The sequence below is a fragment of the Salinimicrobium flavum genome, from assembly GCF_042684505.1.
Classification (GTDB): domain Bacteria; phylum Bacteroidota; class Bacteroidia; order Flavobacteriales; family Flavobacteriaceae; genus Salinimicrobium; species Salinimicrobium flavum.
In genome coordinates, this window is record NZ_JBHULT010000008.1 from 20,512 (window position 1) to 43,034 (window position 22,523).

Annotated in this window: 23 protein-coding genes; 6 read left to right on the forward strand and 17 right to left on the reverse strand. The window is 42.0% G+C overall.

The genetic code is table 11. The features are described 5' to 3' along the window. Positions 1 to 65: 65 nt before the first annotated feature. The 6 genes from ACFSTG_RS08220 to ACFSTG_RS08245 form a co-directional block, all read right to left on the reverse strand. Positions 66 to 839, reverse strand: a complete 774-nt coding sequence (locus tag ACFSTG_RS08220; RefSeq protein WP_380750910.1) for an XRE family transcriptional regulator — start codon at positions 837 to 839, stop codon at positions 66 to 68. 303 nt (positions 840 to 1,142) lie between these two features. Continuing rightward, positions 1,143 to 3,410 carry an aconitate hydratase gene (locus ACFSTG_RS08225; protein WP_380750913.1) on the reverse strand — a complete coding sequence of 756 codons (2,268 nt, stop codon included), beginning with the start codon at positions 3,408 to 3,410 and terminating at the stop codon, positions 1,143 to 1,145. A gap of 187 nt (positions 3,411 to 3,597) precedes the next feature. Then, positions 3,598 to 3,906: a PLDc N-terminal domain-containing protein gene (locus ACFSTG_RS08230; protein WP_380750916.1), complete on the reverse strand. Its 309-nt coding sequence runs from the start codon at positions 3,904 to 3,906 to the stop codon at positions 3,598 to 3,600. Positions 3,907 to 3,927: 21 nt separating this feature from the next. Further along, a complete protein-coding gene (locus ACFSTG_RS08235) occupies positions 3,928 to 4,881 on the reverse strand; it encodes an AAA family ATPase (protein WP_380750919.1) in 954 nt (317 codons plus the stop codon). A 9-nt stretch (positions 4,882 to 4,890) separates the two neighbouring features. Further along, positions 4,891 to 6,327, reverse strand: coding sequence for a peptidylprolyl isomerase (locus tag ACFSTG_RS08240; protein WP_380750922.1), 1,437 nt, complete (start codon positions 6,325 to 6,327; stop codon positions 4,891 to 4,893). Next, positions 6,302 to 7,162, reverse strand: a complete 861-nt coding sequence (locus ACFSTG_RS08245; RefSeq protein ID WP_380750925.1) for a peptidyl-prolyl cis-trans isomerase — start codon at positions 7,160 to 7,162, stop codon at positions 6,302 to 6,304. Before ACFSTG_RS08245 ends, ACFSTG_RS08240 begins: the two co-directional genes overlap by 26 nt. Before the next feature lie 144 nt (positions 7,163 to 7,306). Here ACFSTG_RS08245 and ACFSTG_RS08250 point away from each other — a divergent pair, with 144 nt between their 5' ends. Further along, a complete protein-coding gene (locus ACFSTG_RS08250) occupies positions 7,307 to 7,552 on the forward strand; it encodes a hypothetical protein (protein WP_380750928.1) in 246 nt (81 codons plus the stop codon). A 73-nt stretch (positions 7,553 to 7,625) separates the two neighbouring features. Then, positions 7,626 to 8,135: an OmpH family outer membrane protein gene (locus tag ACFSTG_RS08255; RefSeq protein WP_380750931.1), complete on the forward strand. Its 510-nt coding sequence runs from the start codon at positions 7,626 to 7,628 to the stop codon at positions 8,133 to 8,135. 77 nt (positions 8,136 to 8,212) lie between these two features. Here ACFSTG_RS08255 and guaB read toward each other — a convergent pair whose 3' ends face one another. The 7 genes from guaB to ACFSTG_RS08290 all read right to left on the reverse strand — a co-directional run bounded on the left by guaB (position 8,213) and on the right by ACFSTG_RS08290 (position 15,000). Continuing rightward, complete coding sequence (guaB, locus tag ACFSTG_RS08260; RefSeq protein WP_380750934.1) at positions 8,213 to 9,685, reverse strand: IMP dehydrogenase; 1,473 nt, start codon at positions 9,683 to 9,685, stop codon at positions 8,213 to 8,215. Positions 9,686 to 9,796: 111 nt separating this feature from the next. Then, complete coding sequence (locus ACFSTG_RS08265) at positions 9,797 to 10,306, reverse strand: hypothetical protein (protein WP_380750937.1); 510 nt, start codon at positions 10,304 to 10,306, stop codon at positions 9,797 to 9,799. Beyond that, positions 10,306 to 10,830 carry an FMN-binding protein gene (locus ACFSTG_RS08270; protein WP_380750940.1) on the reverse strand — a complete coding sequence of 175 codons (525 nt, stop codon included), beginning with the start codon at positions 10,828 to 10,830 and terminating at the stop codon, positions 10,306 to 10,308. Before ACFSTG_RS08270 ends, ACFSTG_RS08265 begins: the two co-directional genes overlap by 1 nt. Positions 10,831 to 10,932: 102 nt before the next feature. Next, the gene (locus ACFSTG_RS08275; protein WP_380750943.1) at positions 10,933 to 12,099 is read right to left on the reverse strand and encodes a porin; all 1,167 of its coding nucleotides are present in this window, start codon (positions 12,097 to 12,099) and stop codon (positions 10,933 to 10,935) included. Between the two features lie 130 nt (positions 12,100 to 12,229). Continuing rightward, on the reverse strand, positions 12,230 to 13,093 hold the full coding sequence (locus tag ACFSTG_RS08280) for a hydroxymethylglutaryl-CoA lyase (protein ID WP_380750946.1): 864 nt from the start codon (positions 13,091 to 13,093) through the stop codon (positions 12,230 to 12,232). A 270-nt stretch (positions 13,094 to 13,363) separates the two neighbouring features. Then, entirely contained in the window at positions 13,364 to 13,981 is a 618-nt protein-coding gene (locus ACFSTG_RS08285) for a LysE family translocator (RefSeq protein ID WP_380750949.1), read from the reverse strand. Further along, on the reverse strand, positions 13,981 to 15,000 hold the full coding sequence (locus ACFSTG_RS08290) for a quinone-dependent dihydroorotate dehydrogenase (protein WP_380750952.1): 1,020 nt from the start codon (positions 14,998 to 15,000) through the stop codon (positions 13,981 to 13,983). The genes ACFSTG_RS08285 and ACFSTG_RS08290 overlap by 1 nt, the downstream gene beginning before the upstream one ends. 111 nt (positions 15,001 to 15,111) lie before the next feature. Between ACFSTG_RS08290 and pepT the strand changes: the two genes are divergently transcribed. Together pepT and ACFSTG_RS08300 are read left to right on the forward strand one after the other, a co-directional pair. After that, positions 15,112 to 16,356, forward strand: coding sequence for a peptidase T (gene pepT / locus ACFSTG_RS08295; RefSeq protein ID WP_380750955.1), 1,245 nt, complete (start codon positions 15,112 to 15,114; stop codon positions 16,354 to 16,356). 66 nt (positions 16,357 to 16,422) lie between these two features. Then, positions 16,423 to 17,016, forward strand: a complete 594-nt coding sequence (locus ACFSTG_RS08300; protein ID WP_380750958.1) for a YdeI/OmpD-associated family protein — start codon at positions 16,423 to 16,425, stop codon at positions 17,014 to 17,016. A gap of 211 nt (positions 17,017 to 17,227) precedes the next feature. Here the strand turns inward: ACFSTG_RS08300 and yajC are convergent, their stop codons facing one another. From yajC to ACFSTG_RS08320, 4 genes are all read right to left on the reverse strand, one after another. Beyond that, positions 17,228 to 17,521, reverse strand: coding sequence for a preprotein translocase subunit YajC (gene yajC, locus ACFSTG_RS08305; protein ID WP_380750961.1), 294 nt, complete (start codon positions 17,519 to 17,521; stop codon positions 17,228 to 17,230). 27 nt (positions 17,522 to 17,548) lie between these two features. Continuing rightward, a complete protein-coding gene (locus tag ACFSTG_RS08310; protein ID WP_380750964.1) occupies positions 17,549 to 18,001 on the reverse strand; it encodes a DUF1573 domain-containing protein in 453 nt (150 codons plus the stop codon). Between the two features lie 49 nt (positions 18,002 to 18,050). Further along, a complete protein-coding gene (gene nusB, locus ACFSTG_RS08315) occupies positions 18,051 to 18,989 on the reverse strand; it encodes a transcription antitermination factor NusB (protein ID WP_380750967.1) in 939 nt (312 codons plus the stop codon). Positions 18,990 to 19,078: 89 nt separating this feature from the next. Continuing rightward, the gene (locus ACFSTG_RS08320) at positions 19,079 to 20,176 is read right to left on the reverse strand and encodes a Glu/Leu/Phe/Val family dehydrogenase (protein ID WP_380750970.1); all 1,098 of its coding nucleotides are present in this window, start codon (positions 20,174 to 20,176) and stop codon (positions 19,079 to 19,081) included. Between the two features lie 123 nt (positions 20,177 to 20,299). Between ACFSTG_RS08320 and ACFSTG_RS08325 the strand changes: the two genes are divergently transcribed. Both ACFSTG_RS08325 and ACFSTG_RS08330 read left to right on the forward strand, forming a co-directional pair. Then, the gene (locus tag ACFSTG_RS08325) at positions 20,300 to 22,057 is read left to right on the forward strand and encodes an ABC transporter ATP-binding protein (RefSeq protein ID WP_380750973.1); all 1,758 of its coding nucleotides are present in this window, start codon (positions 20,300 to 20,302) and stop codon (positions 22,055 to 22,057) included. Positions 22,058 to 22,132: 75 nt separating this feature from the next. Beyond that, positions 22,133 to 22,522, forward strand: a complete 390-nt coding sequence (locus ACFSTG_RS08330; RefSeq protein ID WP_380750976.1) for a PUR family DNA/RNA-binding protein — start codon at positions 22,133 to 22,135, stop codon at positions 22,520 to 22,522. Position 22,523: the final 1 nt, after the last annotated feature.

Here is a 22,523-nt window from a genome sequence, read left to right on the forward strand (position 1 = left end):
CCTTCTCATCTACTTTTTGAGAGGCAATCCTTTTGGATTGCCTTTTTTGTTTCTTTATTATTCAATCAGGCATCCCCACCCTTTAACAAAGAATTGATCTGCTGATTCATTACAGCAAGCTCCTGTTTAAGATGGTCTACAACCTCCTCCAGAGACTTTATTCTCCCCTTAAAGTCCTTATTGTCTGGAGCCAATAGAACACTACTTATTTTTCCTTTAACCAGCATGAGCTCCCGGAGTTCTTTTCTGGAAATATTTTGCTCCTGTAGTTCACCATCTTCAGGATTATCACTTTCAAGCAGAATAACGTCAGGATCTGGATTCACCCTGAAACGTTTGATAAGTATCCTATCTGTGAGTACCGCAAGTACGACCGAACCCTCGAGGGTATTATCTATTTCTTTTTGAGGCTCACAGATCACGATGTCACCCGGTATGATAGTGGGTAACATACTTTTACCATCTACCTCAAAAAGTTTCTGGCCTTCGATAGGTTCAAAACCCGGTATGCGGTACCAGTCATATTCCTGATGGTTTTCCTTGTCGGGATAATTCTTTAAAAATCCCGCCTGTGCTTCTGCACGTACCAATGGGATGAATCCGCTTGAATTGGAGATTTCCACAAGGTGTTTGTTACCAGTAAGAATATAATCTGCAGGAATACCATAAAGCTTGCTTAATTTAATGATGTGTTCAGCGACGATACCGTTTTGCGAATTTTCTATAAGCGAGTAGGCTGCCTGAGAGATAAAGAGTTTTTGGGCAATAAATGATTGAGAAAACTTACGGGACTTCCGCAGTTCCTTTATGCGCTTTCCTATTGCTTCTCTGGTTTTCATGTAGGGATGATGACTTACCAAAAACAAAGGTCGCACTAATAATGTTTTATTCAATAAGTTATAACTATTAATAATAGAACCTATTAAAATTTAGCTAAAAGAACATAAATATTACCATCAGTTTTAAGAGGAAAATTCCGGTCTTATTAATGGGCTGATGATTCAATCCATTCATTACGGAAATTAAAATTTTTTTGCCGGTTTTAACATTGCAGAATTATTGAATGTTAACATATTGCAGAAAATCTTACAAAAAAACTCCCGCCGGTGGCGGGAGACTTAATCATATATTTTTTGACCTGTTTATGCAGCATTATGCTTTTTGATAAGATTAAGAGCAGAACCTTCCTTGTACCATTCTATTTGGGGTTGATTATAGGTATGGTTTGCCTTAATGGTATGGTTGCTACCGTCTGCATGTACGATCTCAATGGTCAGTTGCCTGTCTGGCGCGAAATTTTCAAGATCTGTAAAGTTAAAGGTGTCATCTTCCTGTATCAGGTCATAATCACTTTCATTAGCGAAGGTGATCCCAAGCATTCCCTGTTTTTTAAGGTTTGTCTCATGAATACGGGCGAAAGATTTAACCAGCACCACTTTCACCCCTAAATGTCTTGGCTCCATTGCCGCATGTTCCCGGGAAGAACCTTCCCCATAGTTATGGTCACCTACAACCACCGTTGGAACTCCTGCTGCCTTATACGCACGTTGTACATTAGGTACACCATCATACTCACCGGTTATCTGGTTCTTGACAAAATTGGTCTTTTTATTGAAGGCATTTACAGCGCCAATCAACATGTTATTCGAAATGTTATCCAGGTGACCTCTAAAACGTAACCACGGCCCGGCCATGGAAATATGGTCTGTAGTACATTTCCCGAATGCCTTGATAAGGAGTTTCGCACCCATAAGGTTCTCACCGTCCCATGGCGTAAAGGGCTCCAGCAATTGCAGTCTTTCTGAAGTAGTACTCACTTTAACTTCTACCGAAGCTCCGTCTTCGGTGGGAGCCAGGTATCCAGGATCTTCTACATCAAACCCTTTTGGCGGTAATTCCAATCCTGTTGGTTCTTCCAGTTTCACGTACTCCCCGTCTTCATTCAATAAGGTGTCTGTTGTAGGATCAAAGTCCAGTCTTCCCGAGATCGCTATTGCGGCCACCATTTCAGGAGAACCAACAAATGCGTGAGTATTGGGATTTCCGTCTGCTCTTTTAGAGAAGTTTCGGTTAAAGGAGTGTACAATGGTATTCTTCTCCTCATCTTTGCGGTCACTTCGGTCCCATTGACCAATACAAGGTCCACAGGCATTCGTGAAGATAGTAGCATCAAGATCTTCAAAGATCTGTAACAAGCCATCTCTTTCCGCAGTAAAACGTATGGTTTCAGAGCCCGGGTTAATCCCAAAATCAGATTTCGCTTTTACTTTTTTCTCAACTGCCTGCCGGGCAATAGATGCTGCACGGGTAAGGTCTTCATAAGAGGAGTTGGTACACGAGCCTATAAGCCCCCAGTCCACATTGATAGGCCAGTCGTGCTCTTTTGCTTTTTGTCCCATTTCTGAAATAGGGGTTGCCAGATCTGGAGTAAAAGGACCGTTTAGGTGAGGTTTCAACTCAGAAAGGTTGATCTCTATCACCTGATCAAAATATTGCTCAGGATTAGCATAAACTTCAGCATCGCCGGTAAGGTGTTCCTTCACTGCATCAGCAGCCTCAGCTACATCTGCCCGGTTTGTAGCCCGCAGGTATCGAGCCATAGATTCATCATATCCAAAAGTAGAGGTAGTTGCTCCTACCTCAGCTCCCATGTTACAGATAGTTCCTTTTCCTGTGGCAGACATAGATTCTGCGCCTTCTCCAAAGTATTCAATGATAGCTCCTGTACCACCTTTTACAGTAAGTATACCGGCCACTTTTAAGATCACATCCTTAGGAGCGGTCCACCCTGAGAGTTTTCCGGTAAGTTTGACTCCTATTAGTTTCGGAAATTTAAGTTCCCACGCCATTCCTGCCATAACATCAACAGCATCTGCCCCTCCTACTCCAATGGCCACCATTCCAAGTCCTCCTGCATTCACGGTATGTGAATCTGTCCCAATCATCATTCCTCCGGGGAAAGCGTAATTCTCAAGGACAACCTGGTGAATGATACCGGCTCCCGGTTTCCAGAACCCTATCCCGTACTTATTGGAAACAGACTCTAAAAAGTCAAAAACCTCATCGCTTGATTTCTTTGCACTGGGAAGATCGAACTGAGCTCCCAGCTTTGCTTGTATTAGGTGATCACAGTGGACGGTGGTTGGTACCGCAACATTCTTTTTTCCAGCCTGCATGAATTGCAACAAAGCCATTTGAGCTGTTGCATCCTGACAAGCTATCCTGTCCGGAGCAAATTCCACATAATCCTTACCACGAGTAAAACCTTTTGTTGTATTTCCTTCCCATAAATGAGAATAAAGGATTTTCTCTGAAAGGGTTAAAGGTTTTCCAACGACTTCACGTGCAGTATTCACACGTTCTGCCATTTGACTGTAAACCTTTTTGATCATATCAATATCGTAAGCCATAATCTTGAATTTTATTTTTTTCTGAAGTCCAGCAAAATTACTAATTATAGACGGTAATTAAAAATTACAACCAAATACGAATATTAAATGAATTTAATTCAATAATTGTAAAAAATTACCATCGTAATTTAAGCACAAGGCATAATTTTGGGTTAGAAATGAGAAAATGATAATTTCGGAAGGCTTTTTATCGCTTTCTGAAAAATGAAGTTTGAAGATGTTTTAATTTTTTCCGCAGAAAGAGGTAGATCGCCGGGGCAAGCCAGGGGAAGATTAGCATAGAAAACAACCAGAATGTTTTGTTGTAAATCTCAGTCCTTATCATGTCGGTCAAAACTATGATCCAGAACGATGAAAGGAAAAGTAAGCTGATCCATCCCGGAATTTTGAGACTTTCCAGGTGCAGGAGACTATTGTTACCCGACAACCATAAAAATTGGAAAAGGAAGAACAATATAATTAAAGGGATACGGTATCTAATAAAGTGACCAATCATTACCCAAATATAATAAAATACTTAAAACAAGGTCTTTATGATGTCTTCTTCAGAAATCCCTTCGGCTTCGGCCTTATAATTCTTGATAACGCGATGCCTTAAAATACCGTAAGCTACCGCCTGTACGTCCTCTATATCCGGAGAAAATTTACCATGTACGGCCGCATTTGCCTTGGCTCCTAAAATGAGGTTTTGAGATGCTCTTGGTCCTGCACCCCAATCTACGTATTCCTTCACCAGATCTGTAGATTTATCACCGGCCGGTCTTGTCTTGCTAACAAGGTTGACAGCATATTCCACCACATTGTTGGCCACAGGGATTCTCCTTATCAAATGCTGGAAATCCACAATCTCCTGCGAAGTAAACAACGGATTGATGGTCACCTCCACGTCTGAGGTCGTGCTTTTTACAACATCAATCTCTTCCCGGAAGGACGGATAGTCAAGCTTAATGGCAAACATGAACCGGTCAAGCTGAGCCTCAGGTAATGGATAGGTTCCTTCCTGTTCTATGGGATTCTGAGTGGCCAGTACAAAATAAGGCAGGTCAAGTTTGTAGTGCTGCCCGGCCACTGTTACCGCCCTTTCCTGCATTGCCTCCAGCAGAGCAGCCTGAGTCTTGGGCGGTGTTCTGTTAATTTCATCTGCCAGGATAATATTCCCGAAAACGGGGCCTTTGATGAATTTAAAATGCCGGTTCTCATCCAGGATCTCCGAACCGAGGATATCACTTGGCATAAGATCTGGGGTAAACTGAATCCTTTTGAAGTTGAGACCCAGTGCCTGGGCAATGGTATTTACCATAAGGGTCTTGGCAAGACCCGGCACCCCAATCAATAGCGAATGTCCTCCCGAAAAGATCGATAAAAGGATCTGGTCTACCACCTCGTTCTGTCCAATGATCCTCCTTGCAATTTCCTGCCGGAGCTCTTGGTGACGGGTGACCAGGTTCTTTACCGCTTCTACATCAGACATAAAACTTTTTTATTTTTTCAACCAGTTACTGCTATATTCACAGTCCCTGTATTCCCCGTTTACCTTGATATAGGTTTCCCGGATCTTTTCTTCCATCCATTTTTCAATCGCCTGCAGCTGCTTATCCCGCAAAGCTAGATCTTTTATTTTGTTGTAATCCTGTGCATAATTTGCCTCATGTTCAGGATATCTGTTTGTGACTGTGATGATCTTGTAAAAAGGTCTTCCGGTATTATCCTGATCGGTTAATACGGGTGATATTTCCCCTTCTTTAAGGTTCACTACCTGCTCGTACAGCAAAGGATCGATTTTCGTTAGCTCAAACCTGGTATCTCCTGTGGTAGGGTTGACCAACTGGCCACCGCTTTCCCTTGTTTCTTCCTCATCTGAAACGTCACGTGCGGCATCTGCGAAGTCCAGTTCCCCGGCTTCAAGTTTTTGACGTACATTCTCTATTTCCTCACGGGCCTTTCTTTTAGTTTCCTCGGTTACATCAGGGATCAAAAGAATATGCCTCACGTCTACCTGCTGTCCACGAATCTTATCTACTGTTAAGATATGAAATCCGAAGATAGTTTCAAAGGGCCTGCTCACTTCTCCCTCCTGAAGGCTGAAAGCTGCATCTTTAAATTCCTTTACGAATGGATCTTTCCTGGAAAGGGTGATCTTACCCCCAGAAGATTTGGATCCAGGATCCTGGGAATACAATACCGCTTTGGTATTGAAACTTGCCCCATTTTCTACGACATCCTCTCTCATATCATTGAGCCTGTCAATGATCTTCTGCTTTTCTTCCTGAGGAATTTCAGGTTTGATCACGATCTGCGAGATCTCTACTTCATCACCAAACACCGGACGTTCGTCTTCAGCGATACCGGTAAAAAAGGTTCGCACCTCTTCAGGAGTGATTTCAACATTGTCAACTATCTTACGTTGCATCTCTCCCGCAAGTCTGTTTTGCCTGTTGATCTCAAAAAGCTCTGCTCTGAAATCGGCTTCATTCTCTTTCTTATAAAATTCAAGCACCTTTTCTAAAGAACCAACCTGTTGGGTCATATAGGCGATTTGCTGGTCTACCTCTGCTTCTATTTGGGCGTCGGAAATGATGATACTGTCCTGGATGGCATGATGGGCATATAATTTATTCTCCATAAGCCTCCCAGCAAGGCTACAGTTATTCACATCTTTGATGGAAGCACCCTGGCTCTGCATCTCGATATACATTTTGTCAATATCGCTCTCCAACACCACGAAATCACCTATTACGGCTGCAACCCCGTCAACTTTAAATTTCTTAAAAGGCTTAATACTGTCTTGTGCCGGGATTACTTCATCATTGATCGCGGTACTGTCTGTCACCACTACTTCCTGTGCATAGGCTGTTCCCGCTACCGAAATAAGCAGAAGAAAAGCTGCCCGGTTAATTATAGATCTCAAAATTGTCATTTTTAATTGCATCTTGGGTAATATCTTTTTCTAGTTTCTTGATAAGTTCCAGCTTCCGTTTATTCAGCAGGATCTGTTTAATGTTTGGCAGTGAATACTCCAGGGGGGCTTGTTCACTGCGCAACCTGGTATCTTCAACAGAGATCAAATATACTCCTAATGAATCTTCAAGTTGTAAAAAATTCTGTTTTTTTAGGAATTGTCCTTCCATATCAGGGGATAAGGGTCTTATTTTGTCGTAAACCTGTTTGGTCTTCACCCATACAGAGTCATTCAGAGAATAGGAGTTGAACTGGATAGCCATATTCAGTAATGCCTCCTTGTCCTCTTCATTAAAACGCCTGAAACGGGTCCTTATGTCGTCGAAGTCCTTGTTGTCTTTGGTAAGGTTAATATATCTTAATTTAACAAGGTTCTCATTGAGTATGAAGTTCTCCCCGTGCATCTCATAATATTCCCGGGATTCCCTCCTGCTCACAGCAGTATCCAATTCCCTGCCTATAATGGCATCTGTATACGCTTTTGCATAAAGTTCGTTGTGATAATTCTGCACCAGCATATCAAATTCCTTTTGCTGTTTCTCGCTAAGATTGACACGGGCACGGTCTATAAGCAATTTTTGGGTAGCCCAGCGATTAATGTAATTGGAAACTATAAAAGCGCTGTCTTCCGGGGAGGTGTTCTCAAAAATGAGGGAAGCGATATCATCCTCATACAGATAGGAGTCATTCACCCGGGCAATGACCACCCGGTCTTCAGTTTCTTTAAATAAATTGCAACCGGTCACCATGATCAGCAACAATGATACAATGGTTACTCCTTTTCTTTTACTCAACTTTTTCTTCAGGATTTATGAATAGGCAAAAATAAGAATTCTACTATGTTTACCAACTTCTATGGTTAACGATACCCGCTAAAAAAAAGTACTTTTACAACTATTTTTCAGCTTTGTAAAATACACACAAATAAAAGACCAAAAATGGAACCGGAAAGAAAACTTAAACTTATATGGGATTTTAAAGGTCCCGATGCCAATATCACCGCCCGTCATCACGCTGCACATCTCAGGGATTTTATTCACATTAACAAACTTTCAATGGAGATAGTGAAAGTGGAAGAACTCTCCCCCGCACATTCAATCGCTTCTATGGTTGTAGCAGATAGCGAAATGCCATCGGTTAGGGATGCCCTGAAACCTCACCGCGGACAGGTTTACGAAAATTAAATTTAAAAATCTTCATGTAAAACAGAAGAATAAACAACCACCCCTTTATATTTGCCACCAAACAATAAGATTTATGAAAAAATTTATAGTATTATCCGGTTTGATCCTTTTAAGCTTTTCAACTTTGGCCCAATCTAAAGTAGGTAGCATTGATGCTGATTATATCCTGGCCAACCTTCCTGAAATGGCTGAAGTGAACGAAGACCTTAAGTCCTATAATGAGGAGTTGCAAAAGGAGCTTCAAACCAGCATTCAAAGTTATGAGACCCAGGTGAAAGATTACCAGGCGAATAACGCTACCTTTTCTGAAGAAGAAAAAAAGGTAAAGGAAGAAGAGATCATCTCCCTTGAAAATGAAATCAAAGGCTTTAGACAAAAAGCCGGGGTCATGATGCAAATGAAACGAAATGAACTAACCCGTCCCCTTTACGAAAAGATCAACACCGCAATGCTCAAGGTTATAGAGACAGAGAATTACACCCAGATCCTGCACGCAGGAGGTAACAGTATTGCCTACTCCTCTCCGGAATTTGATATCACCTTGAAGGTACTTGAACTGCTTGGGATCACTATTGAAAACTAGCACCTTTAAATAATTATATATAGAAAAGGCTTTACCAAATGATAAAGCCTTTTTTTTGTTCTCTACCAGAAGATATACTATCTGCTGTAGTTAGGGGATTCTGCAGTTATGGTCACGTTGTGCGGATGACTTTCGTGAATTCCTGAAGCCGTGATCTTGACGAATTTTGCAGTTTCCTTTAAGGTAGCAATATCTTTAGCGCCACAATATCCCATTCCTGCACGTAGACCGCCGATGAACTGGTGTATGCTTTCAAAAAGGTCCCCTTTATAGGGAACACGGCCCACAATCCCTTCTGGCACCAGTTTCTTGATATCATCTTCCACATCCTGAAAATAACGGTCCTTAGAACCTTGTTTCATGGCTTCTACAGAACCCATTCCGCGGTAAGATTTGAATTTTCTTCCTTCGTAGATAATGGTTTCTCCAGGAGATTCTTTAGTACCTGCCAGTAATGAACCAAGCATCACGCAATCGGCTCCGGCTGCAATAGCTTTTGGTATATCCCCGGTATATCTTATTCCACCGTCGGCGATAACAGGTACGCCGCTGCCCTTAACTGCTGCCGCTACTTCAATCACAGCTGAGAATTGAGGGAAACCGACCCCCGCCACTACCCGGGTAGTACAGATAGAACCGGGTCCAATTCCTACCTTGATGGCATCTGCTCCAGCTTCTACCAAATATTTAGCAGCTTCGGCAGTTGCAATGTTTCCAACTACCACATCAAGCTCCGGAAAATTCTTTTTAATATCCTTTAATACGGTCACCACTCCTTTGGTGTGACCATGGGCGGTGTCTATAACGATCGCATCTACTCCTGCATTCTTCAGGGCACGAGCCCGGTCAACAGCATCCGGCGTAACCCCAATAGCAGCTGCAACCCTAAGCCTACCGTAGGTATCTTTATTGGCTATAGGTTTTTGGGTGAGTTTGGTAATATCTCTGAAAGTGATCAAGCCTACCAGTTTTTTCTCTTCATTCACTACAGGCAGTTTCTCAATCTTATTCTGTTGCAGAATTCCTTCAGCTTCCTGTAGGGAGGTGCCTTCTGCCACTGTCACCAGATTTTCTGAGGTCATAACCTCTGAAATGGGTCGGGAATTGTTCTTCTCAAACCTAAGGTCACGATTGGTTACGATCCCCAGCAGTCTACCCTGGTCATCTATAATAGGTATTCCCCCAATACTGTGCTCCCGCATATTGTCTTTAGCATCTTTTACGGTAGCAGTGATTGGTAAGGTAACAGGATCAATGATCATCCCGCTTTCTGCCCTTTTGACTTTACGTACTTTCAGGGCTTGCTGTTCAATGGTCATGTTCTTGTGCAAAACTCCTATTCCTCCTTCCCTGGCCATGGCAATCGCCATACTGGATTCAGTTACGGTATCCATGGCTGCGGAAACAATGGGTACATTAATAGTAATATTCCGGGTGAATTGGGATTGAATGTTGACTTCGCGCGGAAGGATTTCCGAAAAAGCGGGAACTAAAAGTACGTCATCGTACGTAAGTCCTTCGCCAACAATTTTAGAGTTGTGTGCAATCATGGCAATTAATATTTAATTGCGTGCAAATATACGTTCTTTAAATAACAACAATAGAATAAAGAAGTGTAATTATTTGCTTTTCCAGCATTTACATGTTTAGATGGAAGAAGCTTAATGAGAAGCTCTCGTTTTTACCTTTTGGAAGAGCAACTGGTAAAGCACAATGCTTACTGAAGTGATGAAGATGACCGTCATTAAAATACCTGAAACCAACACAACATACTTCATCCAGTCTACCCCTTTCCAAACAAAATAGATCCCGCCAAAGGTGGCCAAAATAGAAAAGAAGGGTTCCAGAATAAGAAAAAATTTCAATTTCTCAGGAAGATCTGCAAATACAAGAATACCTCCCAGCAGGAAAAAAATAAAAGATATGGAAAGGATATGGGTATGAATAATGGTGAGCATTTCCCGCTCCCCTTTTTCAAATTTCATTACTTCTGCATCGGGATCATCTTCATTTCCCAGATAATTCTCTTCGATGCCTTCAGGAGTAGTGGTCTCGGTTTGACCAACAAACAATAACCCGGTAAAATAACCTACACTCAGCACTACCACAAAAATGGCTAAAAAAGATTTTATTTCCCGCGGAAGGGTGAGTAGCAGCGCATTATATTGCATTAAAGCACACTATTTTGTTCCATTATTTCAATACTTGAAAGAATATTTTTAACTGCCTTTTTCATTGACCTCACAGAAATAGTAGCCCCTGAAATGGCTGCAATATTATCAAGTTCCCCTGCTTTTGATTTTCCCGTGAACTGTCTCAACCAGCGTCGGCTGCCAATTTCCCCTCCATATTCTTCCCGGTATACCAGCACTTTAGTACGGGCAATAGCCAGGTCTTTGTCAAAGATAACCAGATAATCAAATTCTGCAGTTTTACTGGGCGCCTGGTTCAGGTAAACATATCCCAGTAATTCACCTTCACTTTTAAGCCTGAAAAAATTATCATTTGAAACTCTTGACGGCATTTGTTGCTGAAGTTCTTTTGAAACCTCCACCCCTTCGTGGGTATAATGGGATACTTCGAATTCATCTTTTATTTCGCGGTCTATCTTTTTTTCCAAACCCTTCATAATACCAAAAGATAGTATCACAGGCAGGGCCATTAAAAGCGCGATAAGAATGCTGAGTTTTTTCATCGGTTCAAAATTAAGTATTTATTACCTCATTAGGCAAATTATATGCCAACAGTCGGAAAGAACCAACGCTCTTCCCGACTGCGACATAATCAATTTTATGATTTAGAACCAAACCCCAACGCCAAAGTTGAGCTGGTTCTTTGCATCTGCGCCTTCAACAGCGTTGTCCTTGATTTGATAATCTCCTTTGAAAACAACACCCGGTGCAATGTGGTAACTTAACCCAAGAGTTACGTCATTCCTGTCATAAGCAGGGTTTTCAATAAGACTTCCCTCAGTTTCTGCATGGGTATCATAATCTTCGTAACGTGCGAAAGCAAAAAGTTTTTGTTCATTGCTTATTGGTAAAAGGTTGTATGCAGCTTCTGCGTACCAACCTGAAAGGGCACTACCAAGATCCCTTCCGGTTAGAGTATTGTAATCATCGGTATCTGAAAGTGAGGCATAGATGAATTCACCTCTTGCAGTGAAACGTTGATATACATAACGCGCATCCAGACCTACCATAGACATTCCAACATCAGCACCGTCAAGCATATCCACCTCATCTGCAGCCTGGGTTCTTCCGAAGTAACCGGCAAGACCCAATCTCATTCCCAGGATACCATAGTATTCAAGCTTGGCAGAAAGGTTTGGAGTGTTGACCGTAGACTGGATCCCTTTTTGGCGCCCACCGCGAAGTCCGCTGCTTCCACCAATAAGACCTTTACCACTGGCATCTGTTGATTTAAAACCGTTGAATACATAAGCCTGGTAAGTCAAAGAAGCCGAGTTGATCCTTCCGGTCACCCCAAGCCCGATTTCTCTCCAGGTAGTAGGAACAATTGAACCTGCAATAGCCGGTCTTTCTACTCCATTAAAGGTAGTAGGTTCGTGGTATTCATTGATGATCCCCATTGGCACCAACATAAGACCTGCTCTCAAATTCACATTACTGGCAATGTTGTAATTCACAAAAGCCTGCTCTACATATACTTCTTCTACGTGCTCAAATTCAATTTCGGTAAAGAACTGCACTCTATCACTAAACTGGTATCCCAACAACATAACAAGACGCTGCACATCCAGCTCTCCATTGTCTCCTTCTGGTTGGTTATAGGTGATCTCCCCATAAGCTCCAAGAGTTACGGCTTTATTGTCAGCAGACAAAACCCGCTGGGCAGAGTTTTGTTGATATTGAGGATCAAAAGTGATCGAATCCTGCTGGGTTTGTGCAACTGAAACTGCCGCAGTGGCTCCTATTGCTAATGATAATAAAAAATTTTTCATGATTCTTATTTAGACTTGTTTAAAATAATAACGCAGCAAATATATATCAGCAGCATATTTCTCCCAAGCTTATTTAGATTAAATTCAAATAAAATTTATCGATCAAAAAGCCTCAAATGCATTGTATTTACTAATGATAGGCAGAGAAAACTTTAGTTGCTTCATTATGAGCAGATTCAAAACTCATCATTTTGACATGGGTCTCTGCTTTTCGCGAGGTAAAGTAAGAAAGAAGCTTTTCTGTAGGCATATTTCCGGTCAATTCATCCTTGGCCATAGGACAACCACCAAAGCCCTGGATGGCTCCGTCAAACCGCACACAGCCAGATCTATATGCAGCATCAACTTTTTCAAACCAACTGGAAGGCGTAGTATGAAGGTGTGCGCCAAACTCTATTTTTGGATACTTCGGAATAAGATTTGAAAACAGGTATTCAATGACCTCGGGGGTCGAACTTCCAATGGTATCAGAAAGTGAAAGTATCTTAACGCCCATCCCTGAAAGTTTCTCGGTCCACTCCCCCACTATCTCCACGTTCCAGGGATCACCGTATGGATTTCCAAATCCCATGGAAAGATAGGCCACCACTTCTTTACTGCTCCTGCCGGCAATATCCAGGATCTCCTGCAAGGTTTCGACAGATTGCGCAATGGTTTTGTGCGTATTCCGCATCTGGAAGTTTTCTGAGATCGAAAAAGGATATCCCAGGTAATCTATTTCCGGGTGCTGCGAGGCATCCTGTGCCCCACGGGTGTTGGCAACAATGGCCAGTAATTTACTACGGGTCCTGGAAAGATCAAGTTTAGAGAGTACTTCGGCGGTATCGGCCATTTGAGGAATGGCTTTGGGGGAAACAAAACTTCCGAAGTCAATGGTATCAAATCCGCAGCGCAACAGCGACTGGATGTATTGCACTTTTTGCTGAGTGGGTATAAATTCCTTAATGCCCTGCATGGCGTCGCGCGGACATTCGATTATTTTAATTTCGGCCATGGGTCAAATATAGAATTTAGATTTGAGATATGAGAATGGAGATCTGAGATCTTGAAAGGTAGAAAAAATACGTCTTTGCGAAGAAGCCGGCAAGACTACTAAGCAATCCCCTGATGGTGGAAAACAGCCTAATCTATTCTGCGAAAATTTGTGTTACCCGGGAAAATTAAGCGCTCATTCCAAAAGCTAATGGCCAAAGGCCAAAAGCCAATAGCTAATAGCTAATAGCTGAAGGTTAACGGTATTTTCTCTCCACCTATACTAACTACTCTATATCAATATAAAGATCCCGATCCCTATAAATACCAGAACCTGAACCCATTTGAACACCACCCCTGAACGCGGATGTTTTTGAAGATATACCGAGATCTTTCCTGCCAGGACCGCCACGGAAGAAAAGATCACGAAAGCCTGCAGCATGAACAAAAAACCCAGCAAAAAGAATTGATACACCGTATTCTCTTGTGGCTCCCACAGGAATCCCGGGAAAAAAGCCAGGAAAAATATCGCCACTTTTGGATTGAGGACATTCATTAGAAACCCCCTTTTAAAAAGGGAAAAAAGCTCTTTCTTTTGACCCTCGGTACCTGCAGACACTTCGATTTGTGCCTCACTCCGAAGAACCTTGTAGGCCAGAAAAAATAAATATAAGGCCCCAAGGATCTTGATGATCAAAAACAAGGTTTCTGATTGTTTAATGATGGCAGATACTCCGAAGGCTACAAGGCTGGTATGGACAATGATTCCCGACACCAGGCCAAGGGTAGTGACGATCCCGTGCTTCTTCCCATTGGTCATTCCCTGCACCAGCACATAAATAATATCGGGGCCCGGGGAAATGGTCAACAAGATTGAAGCCGTTAAAAAAGGAATGATCTGCTCCAGCACTACGAGCGTTTTAAAATTTCCTTATTGATATCCCTGATCAATCCTGGTCCTTCATAGATAAACCCGGTATAGACCTGGACAAGGCTGGCGCCGGCTTCCAGTTTCTCTATGGCATCTTCGGGAGACATGATCCCCCCCACTCCAATTATTGGAAAGGCTCTGTTACTTTTTTCTGAAAGGAACCTGATCACCTCTGTAGCACGATCCTTTAATGGTTTTCCGCTTAAACCGCCTGCCTCATCCCGATCCCGAGAGGTAAGACCTTCACGTGAAATGGTCGTATTAGTAGCGATCACCCCTGCAATCGCGGTCTCTTTGACAATATCAATAATATCCAGCAACTGTGAGTCAGTAAGGTCTGGAGCGATCTTTAAAAGGATAGGCTTGGAAACCGGTTTTCCGTTATTTCTCTTCTGAAGGGTATTTAAAAGATTGGTTAGCGGTTCTTTGTCCTGAAGCTCCCTTAAGTTGGGAGTATTTGGCGAACTTACATTCACAACAAAATAATCTACATAGTCGAAAAGAGCATCAAAACAAATTATATAGTCGTCAACCGCATTCTCGTTAGGAGTTATCTTGTTTTTCCCAATGTTTCCGCCAATAAGTACATTTTTGTTCTTCTTCAAACGTTTTACAGCATCCTCTACACCGCCGTTATTAAAACCCATCCTGTTAATAATGGCTTTGTCTTCTTTCAGCCTGAAAAGTCTTTTTTTCTCGTTCCCCGGCTGTGGCTTGGGAGTAAGGGTACCTATTTCGATAAATCCGAAACCAAAATTGGAAAGCTCCTTATAAAGTTTTGCATCTTTATCAAATCCCGCAGCCAGGCCAACCGGATTTTTGAACCTCAGGCCGAAAACTTCCCGCTCCAGCCGTGGGTCGTTCACCAGGAACTTCCGCCGAACTATTCCCGCAAGTGCAGGTATGCTGAATAACTTCCGAAGCATGGAAAAGGTGAAATAATGAACCTTTTCAGGATCCATTTTAAAGAGAAGCGGCCTAACTACACTATTATACATAGAACGGGTTTTCAGCAAAATTAAAATAAACCGTATTAATAGCAGGCGGAAAAGATAAAACGTTTTGAAGCTGACCGGCAGTTCATTATTTTTGATGAAACTAGACTAAGCATGACCAATAAACAAGAGATCATAGACCGATTTTTAAGCTATGTAAAAATAGACACCCAGAGTGACGAGAACAGTCAGACCACTCCCAGCACACAGAAGCAGTGGGATCTTGCCAATAAATTAAGAGATGAACTCAGTGAGATGGGGTTACAGGACGTAAGCATCGATGAGAATGCCTATGTTATGGCCAGCTTACCTTCAAATGTAGAGCACGAGGTGCCGGTGATTGGATTTGTCGCACATTTTGACACTACCCCCGATTTCTCGGGCACCAATGTCAATCCTCAGATCATCGAAGATTACGACGGAAAGGATATCGTACTCAATAAAGAGAAAAACATCATTCTTTCCCCAGATTATTTTGAGGACCTGCTTCAGTACAAGGGACAGACCCTTATAACGACCGACGGGAACACCCTTTTGGGGGCCGATGACAAGGCCGGGATAACTGAGATCATGGAAGCTTTAAAATACCTGCTCCAAAATCCTGAAATAAAACACGGGAAGATAAGGGTGTGTTTCACTCCCGATGAGGAAATTGGGCGGGGAGCGCATAAGTTCGACGTGGAAAAATTCGGGGCCGAGTGGGCCTACACTATGGATGGCAGCCAGATAGGTGAACTGGAATATGAGAATTTCAATGCTGCCGGTGCGGTGGTGACCGTTTCTGGAAAAAGTGTACATCCGGGATATGCCAAAGACAAGATGATCAACAGCATGTACATCGCCACAGATTTCATTAATTCCCTTCCCCGCCTTGAAACCCCTGAACACACAGAGGGAAGACAAGGATTCTTCCACCTTAACGGAATAGAGGGCGATGTGGAAGAGACCAAACTGCATTACATTATTCGTGACCATGACAGGGAGCATTTTGAAGCACGGAAAAAGATGATCCAGGACCTCGCCGGAGAAATTTGCAGCCAGTATCAAAGGGAATGTGTACAGGTGGAGGTGACAGACCAGTATTTCAACATGAAGGAAAAAGTTGAACCCGTAATGCATATTGTTGACATAGCCGAAGAAGCCATGCAAGAGCTGGGAATCCTCCCGGATATCAAACCCATTCGCGGGGGTACAGATGGGGCACAGTTGAGTTTTATGGGACTCCCCTGCCCTAACATCTTCGCAGGAGGCCATAATTTCCACGGAAAATATGAATATGTTCCGGTAGAAAGTATGCAAAAAGCGGTGGAGGTGATCGTTAAGATAGCTGAGTTAACTGCGGAAAAATATCAGCAGTAGTTATAAAGTTCAGCAGTTATCAGTCGTTGGTCCCATTAACCAATCAATAATTAACCAAATAAAAGAATGGCTATAAAATCAGCTGAAGATTACATTTCTGCTCATCCAAAATGGGAAACTGAGCTAAGGGAACTAAGGGAGATGATCCTCACTACCGAAGTGGAAGAAACCATAAAATGGGGTGCTCCCGTTTACACCGTAAATGATAAGAACGTGGTTGCTATAGCTGCTTTTAAGAACCATGCGGCACTTTGGTTCTACCAGGGTGCGTTATTAAAGAAGCATACTGCCCTACTTGAGAATGCGCAGGAAGGGAAGACAAAGGCATTGCGCCAGGTGCGGTTGGAAAAAGGAAAAGAAATTCCGTTGAAAGAACTCCGCAATTATGTTCTTGAAGCCATTCAGAATCAGAAAGAAGGAAAAGAAATAAAACCACAGAGAGGTAAAAAAGTAGAGATCCCGCCTTTTCTGGCAACTGCATTTGAAAATGATGACGACCTTAAAAAGGCCTTTTTTGCCCTTACTCCCGGGAAACAGCGTGAGTACTGTGAACATATAAGTGAAGCTAAGAGAGAAACCACTAAATTCAGCAGGTTGGAAAAGATCTCTCCCATGGTCAAGGAAGGACAGGGGCTTCATGATAAGTATAAAAACTGTTAGAACCCTTACGGTTTGGAATTCTGAAAGGTTGATCCACCCACAGACCTACAAGGTTCCAAAAACCATGCAGGTCTTTTTTTTTCATGAAAAACCTATAAAGTTCAAATAGGTCCTTGCAGGTTAAATTGGAATTCCAAGCTCCATAATCAAAATACAAAAAAAGCCCCACGCGAGCGATTGCGTGGGGCTTTTAAATGAAATCCTTCAGGATCTATTTCTTTTCCTTCACAGGTTCATTCAGCTTGCGGCTCATCTCCATGGAAATGGAAGATCTGTCGAAAGTGATTTTTCCAGCTCCGGTCTCAATGATCACAGCATTTTGTTTTTCACTAAAGTCAATAATTTTACCGTGCATTCCACTTTTAGTGATGACCTTATCACCTCTTTTAAGTTCTGAAGCGAATTGTTTTTCTTGTTTGGCACGTTTCATTTGTGGGCGTATCATAAAAAAATACACCACTACAAACATTAAGATAATTGGGGCAAACTGGGTTAATTGATCCATAGATAATTTTGTTGCTCTTGCGACTTCTTAAGACTGTGTGTCTTTAGGATTTACAAAAGCTTTAATTTTTAATTGTTCTTTCCCAGTTTCGGTGTTTGCAGTAATATTTACTGTCTTTGTAACCTGGTTCTGGCCGGTACCATTGAATTTAACAAGCATTTCTCCTGTTTCACCCGGAGCGATAGGGTCTTTTGTCCAGGTAGGAACGGTACATCCGCAAGAGCTGGTAGCATTAGTGATCACCAATGGTGCTTTCCCGGTATTGGTAAAAGTAAAGGTATGTTCAACATTGGTTCCTTGTTCAATGGTACCAAAATCGTGCTCGGTTGCATCAAAACTGATGGCAGGATAAGTAACTTCCTGTGCGTCACGTGCTGCAGCTTCCTCTACATTCTCTGCTTTTACTTTGTTAGAGGCATCCTCTTTACAGGAAGTGAATGCCATAGCAATTACTGCTAAAAATAAGATTCCTTTTTTCATGATTTACAATTTATAGTTAAAGGTGATAAAATTATAAAAATTTGCAGGACTACATAAGACCCCTGCCCATTTTGTTTAGTTTGCCCTCCTCTTTGTACTCTTTTGAGAGTTTATCAAGGATCCCATTGATAAAAATACTACTTTTTGGAGTACTGTATTCCTTAGCAATTTCTAAATATTCGTTAATAGTCACCTTTACCGGGATAGATGGAAACTTTAAAAATTCACAAATTGCCATTTTAATAAGTATGGTATCCAGGTCGGCGATGCGTTCTTTATCCCAGTTTGGCGTTTTGCCTTCCATTTCCTGAGCAAGGTCTTCATCATTCAGCAGGGTTTTCCGAAAAAGCTGCACCGCATATTCCTTGTCCTCCTCATTCTTGAAAAGACGGGTGAGTGCATGTTGTTTGCCCTCCTGCAGCTTTTGAAGCATTTTTACAATGGCCGTGTTGACGAGCGGAAGGTCGTCAATCCAGGTGATCTTCTTATCTTCCAGGTAATCATACAACTTTTCATTTGGCGCGATCACCTCTTTAAAGATCCTGATAACAAATTCCTTGTCGTCCTTAAAAGTGCTGGTCCTTGACGCCATGTAAGATTCAAAAGCATCACTATTTCTTATCTCATCCCAAAGTATCGCGACATATTCGTCATCATTTTTCCAGTTATTGAGTTTCCTGGTTTCCAATCCGGTTTGCAGGGCCTGATTCTGTTCCAGAAGTGCGATCACTTCATTGTTGACAAACTTGCGGTTTGGATCAATCTCTTCCTCAGAAGGCAGATGTTTTTGCCGCGATTTCTCCATATACTCCTCAGAATAATCCTTTATCTCCACAAAAAGGTTCAGAAGTAAAAGGTACAGGTTGTACATCTCATCCATACTTTTCAGAAGAAATTTTTCTTCCGATTTCAAATCGTCATTTTCACTCTGAGAGTAAGCATACAAAGACTGCATTACTTTAACTCTTATGTGTCTTCTGGTTAACATAGCTGTAAAAGAACTTTTTAAAAAATTAAAGGGCGAAAGGTTTTCCTTTCGCCCCGCAAAAATACTATTAAATTGAAAAATGGCTTAGCTTATCTTCGATTTTTTCTATCGGCGATTCGCTGCTGCGCCACCCTCAACGCAGCCTCATGTGTTGTGATGTTTTTAACATCTGCCTCATTCAGGATCTCAAGTGTGGTGTGGTAAATATTCTCGGTCTTCTCCATGATCTCCTTCTTACCATATCCTTCTATTTCAGCATATACATTGATGATACCACCGGCATTGATGAGGAAGTCTGGCGCATATACAATCCCTTTCTCCCTTAGCACAAGACCGTGTTTGCTGTCATCTGCCAACTGGTTGTTGGCAGCACCTGCGATAATGTCTGCCTTGAACCGTTCGAGAGTAATGTCATTAATGGTAGCTCCCAGAGCGCAAGGCGCATAGATATCAACATCTGCTGCGTATACATCTTTGCCTTCAAAAATAGTAGCATTGTACTGCTTGCTTACCTGTTGCAACCGCTCTTCATTGATATCGCTTATAATTACTTTAGCCCCTTCTTTGGTCAGGTGGTCTACAAGTGACTCCCCTACGTGTCCTATTCCCTGCACCAGTACAGTTCTGTTCTTTAAATTATCTGAACCATATTTGAATTTTGCAGCAGCTTTCATTCCCATAAATACCCCATAAGCGGTAATAGGTGAAGGGTTACCCGCGCCACCTTTATCTTCAGAGATCCCAGTAACATAAGGGGTCACTTCGCGAACGATATCCATATCGGCAGTTTCCATACCTACATCTTCAGCGGTGATATATTTACCACCCAGCGAATCCACAAATTCACCAAACCTTCTCATAAGCTGTGGAGTCTTTTGTGTTTTGGCATCACCAAGGATAACGGCTTTACCGCCTCCAAGATTTAGACCGGTGATCGCACTTTTGAAGGTCATTCCTCGCGAAAGTCTCAAGACATCATTTACCGCATCCCACTCACTGCTGTAGTTCCACATACGGGTACCCCCCAATGCAGGCCCTAAAACTGTGTTATGAATTCCAATAATTGCCTTTAAACCTGTATCTTTGTCGTTGCAAAAGACCACTTGTTCGTGGTCATCAAAAGAAAGCTGCCCAAAGACCGGAGCGGCTTTTTTAAGTTCATTTGCCTTTAGAACATCCACTGTCATAAATATTGATTAAGTTATTGTAATCGAAATTATTATTGGCAAAAATAAATAATATTTCAATTTGAAAGGGGTTTTTCATTTGATAAATAGGAAATCGCCAAAAAACATCCGGATTCATCCGCTATGAAAGAATTAAAACATCTTAATAAATATTTCTTCAAGTATAAATGGCATCTCATAGGAGGTATCATTATTACTATCATAGCGCGTATTTTTGCCATTTTGACCCCCAGGTTCATTGGGGAATCTACAAGTGCCATTGAGAGATACATCAATGGGGAAACCACATCAGAAGCTGCGGTGCGTTCTGAGCTAATGACCAATATTTTACTCATTTTAGGAGCTACCATCATGGCAGGGCTTTTCACCTTTTTAATGCGACAGGCCATAATCGTGGTTTCCCGGCACATTGAATTTGACCTGAAAAACGAGGTTTATCAAAAATACCAGGATCTATCCCTCAACTTTTACAAAAAGAACCGTACAGGAGATTTGATGAACCGTATTAGTGAAGACGTATCCAAAGTCAGGATGTATGCCGGCCCCGCCTTTATGTACAGTATCCAGACAGGGATCCTTTTCATCATTGTGATCCCATATATGTTCCTGCAAGCCCCTGAGCTTACTCTATACGCTGTGGCCCCATTACCCATTCTCTCTTTTGCCATTTATAAACTAAGTGTGGCGATCAATTACAGGAGCACCATAGTGCAGCAATACTTGTCCAAACTGAACACTTTTACCCAGGAAACCTTCAGCGGGATCTCGGTTATAAAATCCTATGGACTCGAACCTCAGACAAATAACGGGTTTGTCAATCTCTCTAATGAAAACAAGGACAAGAACATAGACCTTGTAAAAGTTCAGGCCTTCTTTTTTCCGTTAATGGTGCTGCTTATAGGAGCAAGCAACGTGCTGGTCATTTATATTGGCGGTAGAAAATTCATCTCCGGTGAGATCGATAATCTGGGGATTATCGTAGAATTCCTTCTGTATGTGAACATGCTCACCTGGCCTGTGGCCACAGTGGGATGGGTAACCTCTATCGTGCAACAGGCCGAGGCATCTCAAAAAAGGATCAATGAGTTTCTAAAAGAAGTTCCCCAGATCCTTAATCCTTCAGAAGGACATGAGGATATAAAAGGATCAATATCCTTTAAGAACGTTTCTTTCACCTACGAAGACACCAATATCACAGCACTTAAAAACGTCTCTTTTGATGTAGAAAGCGGGGAAACCCTTGCCATCATTGGAAAAACCGGTTCGGGTAAATCAACCATTCTGGAGCTTATAGGTCGGCTTTACGATGTGGAATCGGGGGAGATCTGTATTGATGGAAAGAACATCAGGGAAATGAACCTTCGGGAATTACGGGACAGCATAGGTTATGTGCCTCAGGATGCCTTTCTGTTTAGCGACAGCATTGGGAATAATATTAAATTCGGAAAAGCAGATGCCACGCAGGAAGAGATCGTCACGGCAGCCAAAAATGCTGCGGTTCATCGAAATATTCAGGGCTTCAGTAAAGGTTATGATACTGTGCTGGGGGAAAGGGGAATTACTCTTTCCGGCGGACAAAAACAAAGAGTTTCCATTGCCAGGGCTATCATTCATGATCCAAAAATCCTGCTTTTTGACGATTCACTTTCCGCAGTAGACACTGAAACTGAGGAAGAAATCCTTAACAACCTCTTCAAATTATCCCGAAACAAGACCACAATTATCGTGAGTCACCGAATCTCTTCAGTAAAAAATGCCGATAAGATCATCATCCTGGAAGCCGGTCAGGTCGTCCAGCGGGGGACACATCAGGAACTTCTGGGCACAGAAGGTTACTACAAAGAACTTTACCTGAAACAATTAAGTGAAAAAGAAATGTAAAAATTTGTTGTAGAATGTTAATTTTTTTTGGATTTTTGACATTATGATTTACAAACCGTAAAAGATATTTTGATTATGAGCGACAATGGAACGATTGAAAAAGAAGAGATTTTTTCCAAGGTCTTAAGAGCCGGAAGACGCACCTATTTTTTTGATGTTAGGGCAACTAAGGCAAACGATTATTACCTGACCATTACTGAAAGTAAAAAATTCACTAACGAGGACGGATCTTTTCATTACAAGAAGCATAAGATCTACCTTTATAAAGAAGATTTTGCCGGTTTTAATGAGATTTTAAAAGAGATGACAGATTACATTCTTGACGAAAAAGGTGAAGAAGTGATCAGTGAGCGCCACCAAAAAAACTTCAAAAAAGAATTCGAAGACGAGGCTGAACCAAAAGCCGAGCCAGCAGGAACCCCTTCTGCCGCTGCCTTCACCGACATTAGTTTCGAAGATATTTAAA

Coding starts and splice junctions, on each gene's coding strand:
- ACFSTG_RS08220 (WP_380750910.1), bottom strand. CDS start 839: ATGAAAACCAGAGAAGCAATAGGAAAGCGCATAAAGGAACTGCGGAAG.
- ACFSTG_RS08225 (WP_380750913.1), bottom strand. CDS start 3,410: ATGGCTTACGATATTGATATGATCAAAAAGGTTTACAGTCAAATGGCA.
- ACFSTG_RS08230 (WP_380750916.1), bottom strand. CDS start 3,906: ATGATTGGTCACTTTATTAGATACCGTATCCCTTTAATTATATTGTTC.
- ACFSTG_RS08235 (WP_380750919.1), bottom strand. CDS start 4,881: ATGTCTGATGTAGAAGCGGTAAAGAACCTGGTCACCCGTCACCAAGAG.
- ACFSTG_RS08240 (WP_380750922.1), bottom strand. CDS start 6,327: ATGACAATTTTGAGATCTATAATTAACCGGGCAGCTTTTCTTCTGCTT.
- ACFSTG_RS08250 (WP_380750928.1), top strand. CDS start 7,307: ATGGAACCGGAAAGAAAACTTAAACTTATATGGGATTTTAAAGGTCCC.
- ACFSTG_RS08255 (WP_380750931.1), top strand. CDS start 7,626: ATGAAAAAATTTATAGTATTATCCGGTTTGATCCTTTTAAGCTTTTCA.
- guaB (WP_380750934.1), bottom strand. CDS start 9,685: ATGATTGCACACAACTCTAAAATTGTTGGCGAAGGACTTACGTACGAT.
- ACFSTG_RS08265 (WP_380750937.1), bottom strand. CDS start 10,306: ATGCAATATAATGCGCTGCTACTCACCCTTCCGCGGGAAATAAAATCT.
- ACFSTG_RS08270 (WP_380750940.1), bottom strand. CDS start 10,830: ATGAAAAAACTCAGCATTCTTATCGCGCTTTTAATGGCCCTGCCTGTG.
- ACFSTG_RS08275 (WP_380750943.1), bottom strand. CDS start 12,099: ATGAAAAATTTTTTATTATCATTAGCAATAGGAGCCACTGCGGCAGTT.
- ACFSTG_RS08280 (WP_380750946.1), bottom strand. CDS start 13,093: ATGGCCGAAATTAAAATAATCGAATGTCCGCGCGACGCCATGCAGGGC.
- ACFSTG_RS08290 (WP_380750952.1), bottom strand. CDS start 15,000: ATGTATAATAGTGTAGTTAGGCCGCTTCTCTTTAAAATGGATCCTGAA.
- pepT (WP_380750955.1), top strand. CDS start 15,112: ATGACCAATAAACAAGAGATCATAGACCGATTTTTAAGCTATGTAAAA.
- ACFSTG_RS08300 (WP_380750958.1), top strand. CDS start 16,423: ATGGCTATAAAATCAGCTGAAGATTACATTTCTGCTCATCCAAAATGG.
- yajC (WP_380750961.1), bottom strand. CDS start 17,521: ATGGATCAATTAACCCAGTTTGCCCCAATTATCTTAATGTTTGTAGTG.
- ACFSTG_RS08310 (WP_380750964.1), bottom strand. CDS start 18,001: ATGAAAAAAGGAATCTTATTTTTAGCAGTAATTGCTATGGCATTCACT.
- nusB (WP_380750967.1), bottom strand. CDS start 18,989: ATGTTAACCAGAAGACACATAAGAGTTAAAGTAATGCAGTCTTTGTAT.
- ACFSTG_RS08320 (WP_380750970.1), bottom strand. CDS start 20,176: ATGACAGTGGATGTTCTAAAGGCAAATGAACTTAAAAAAGCCGCTCCG.
- ACFSTG_RS08325 (WP_380750973.1), top strand. CDS start 20,300: ATGAAAGAATTAAAACATCTTAATAAATATTTCTTCAAGTATAAATGG.
- ACFSTG_RS08330 (WP_380750976.1), top strand. CDS start 22,133: ATGAGCGACAATGGAACGATTGAAAAAGAAGAGATTTTTTCCAAGGTC.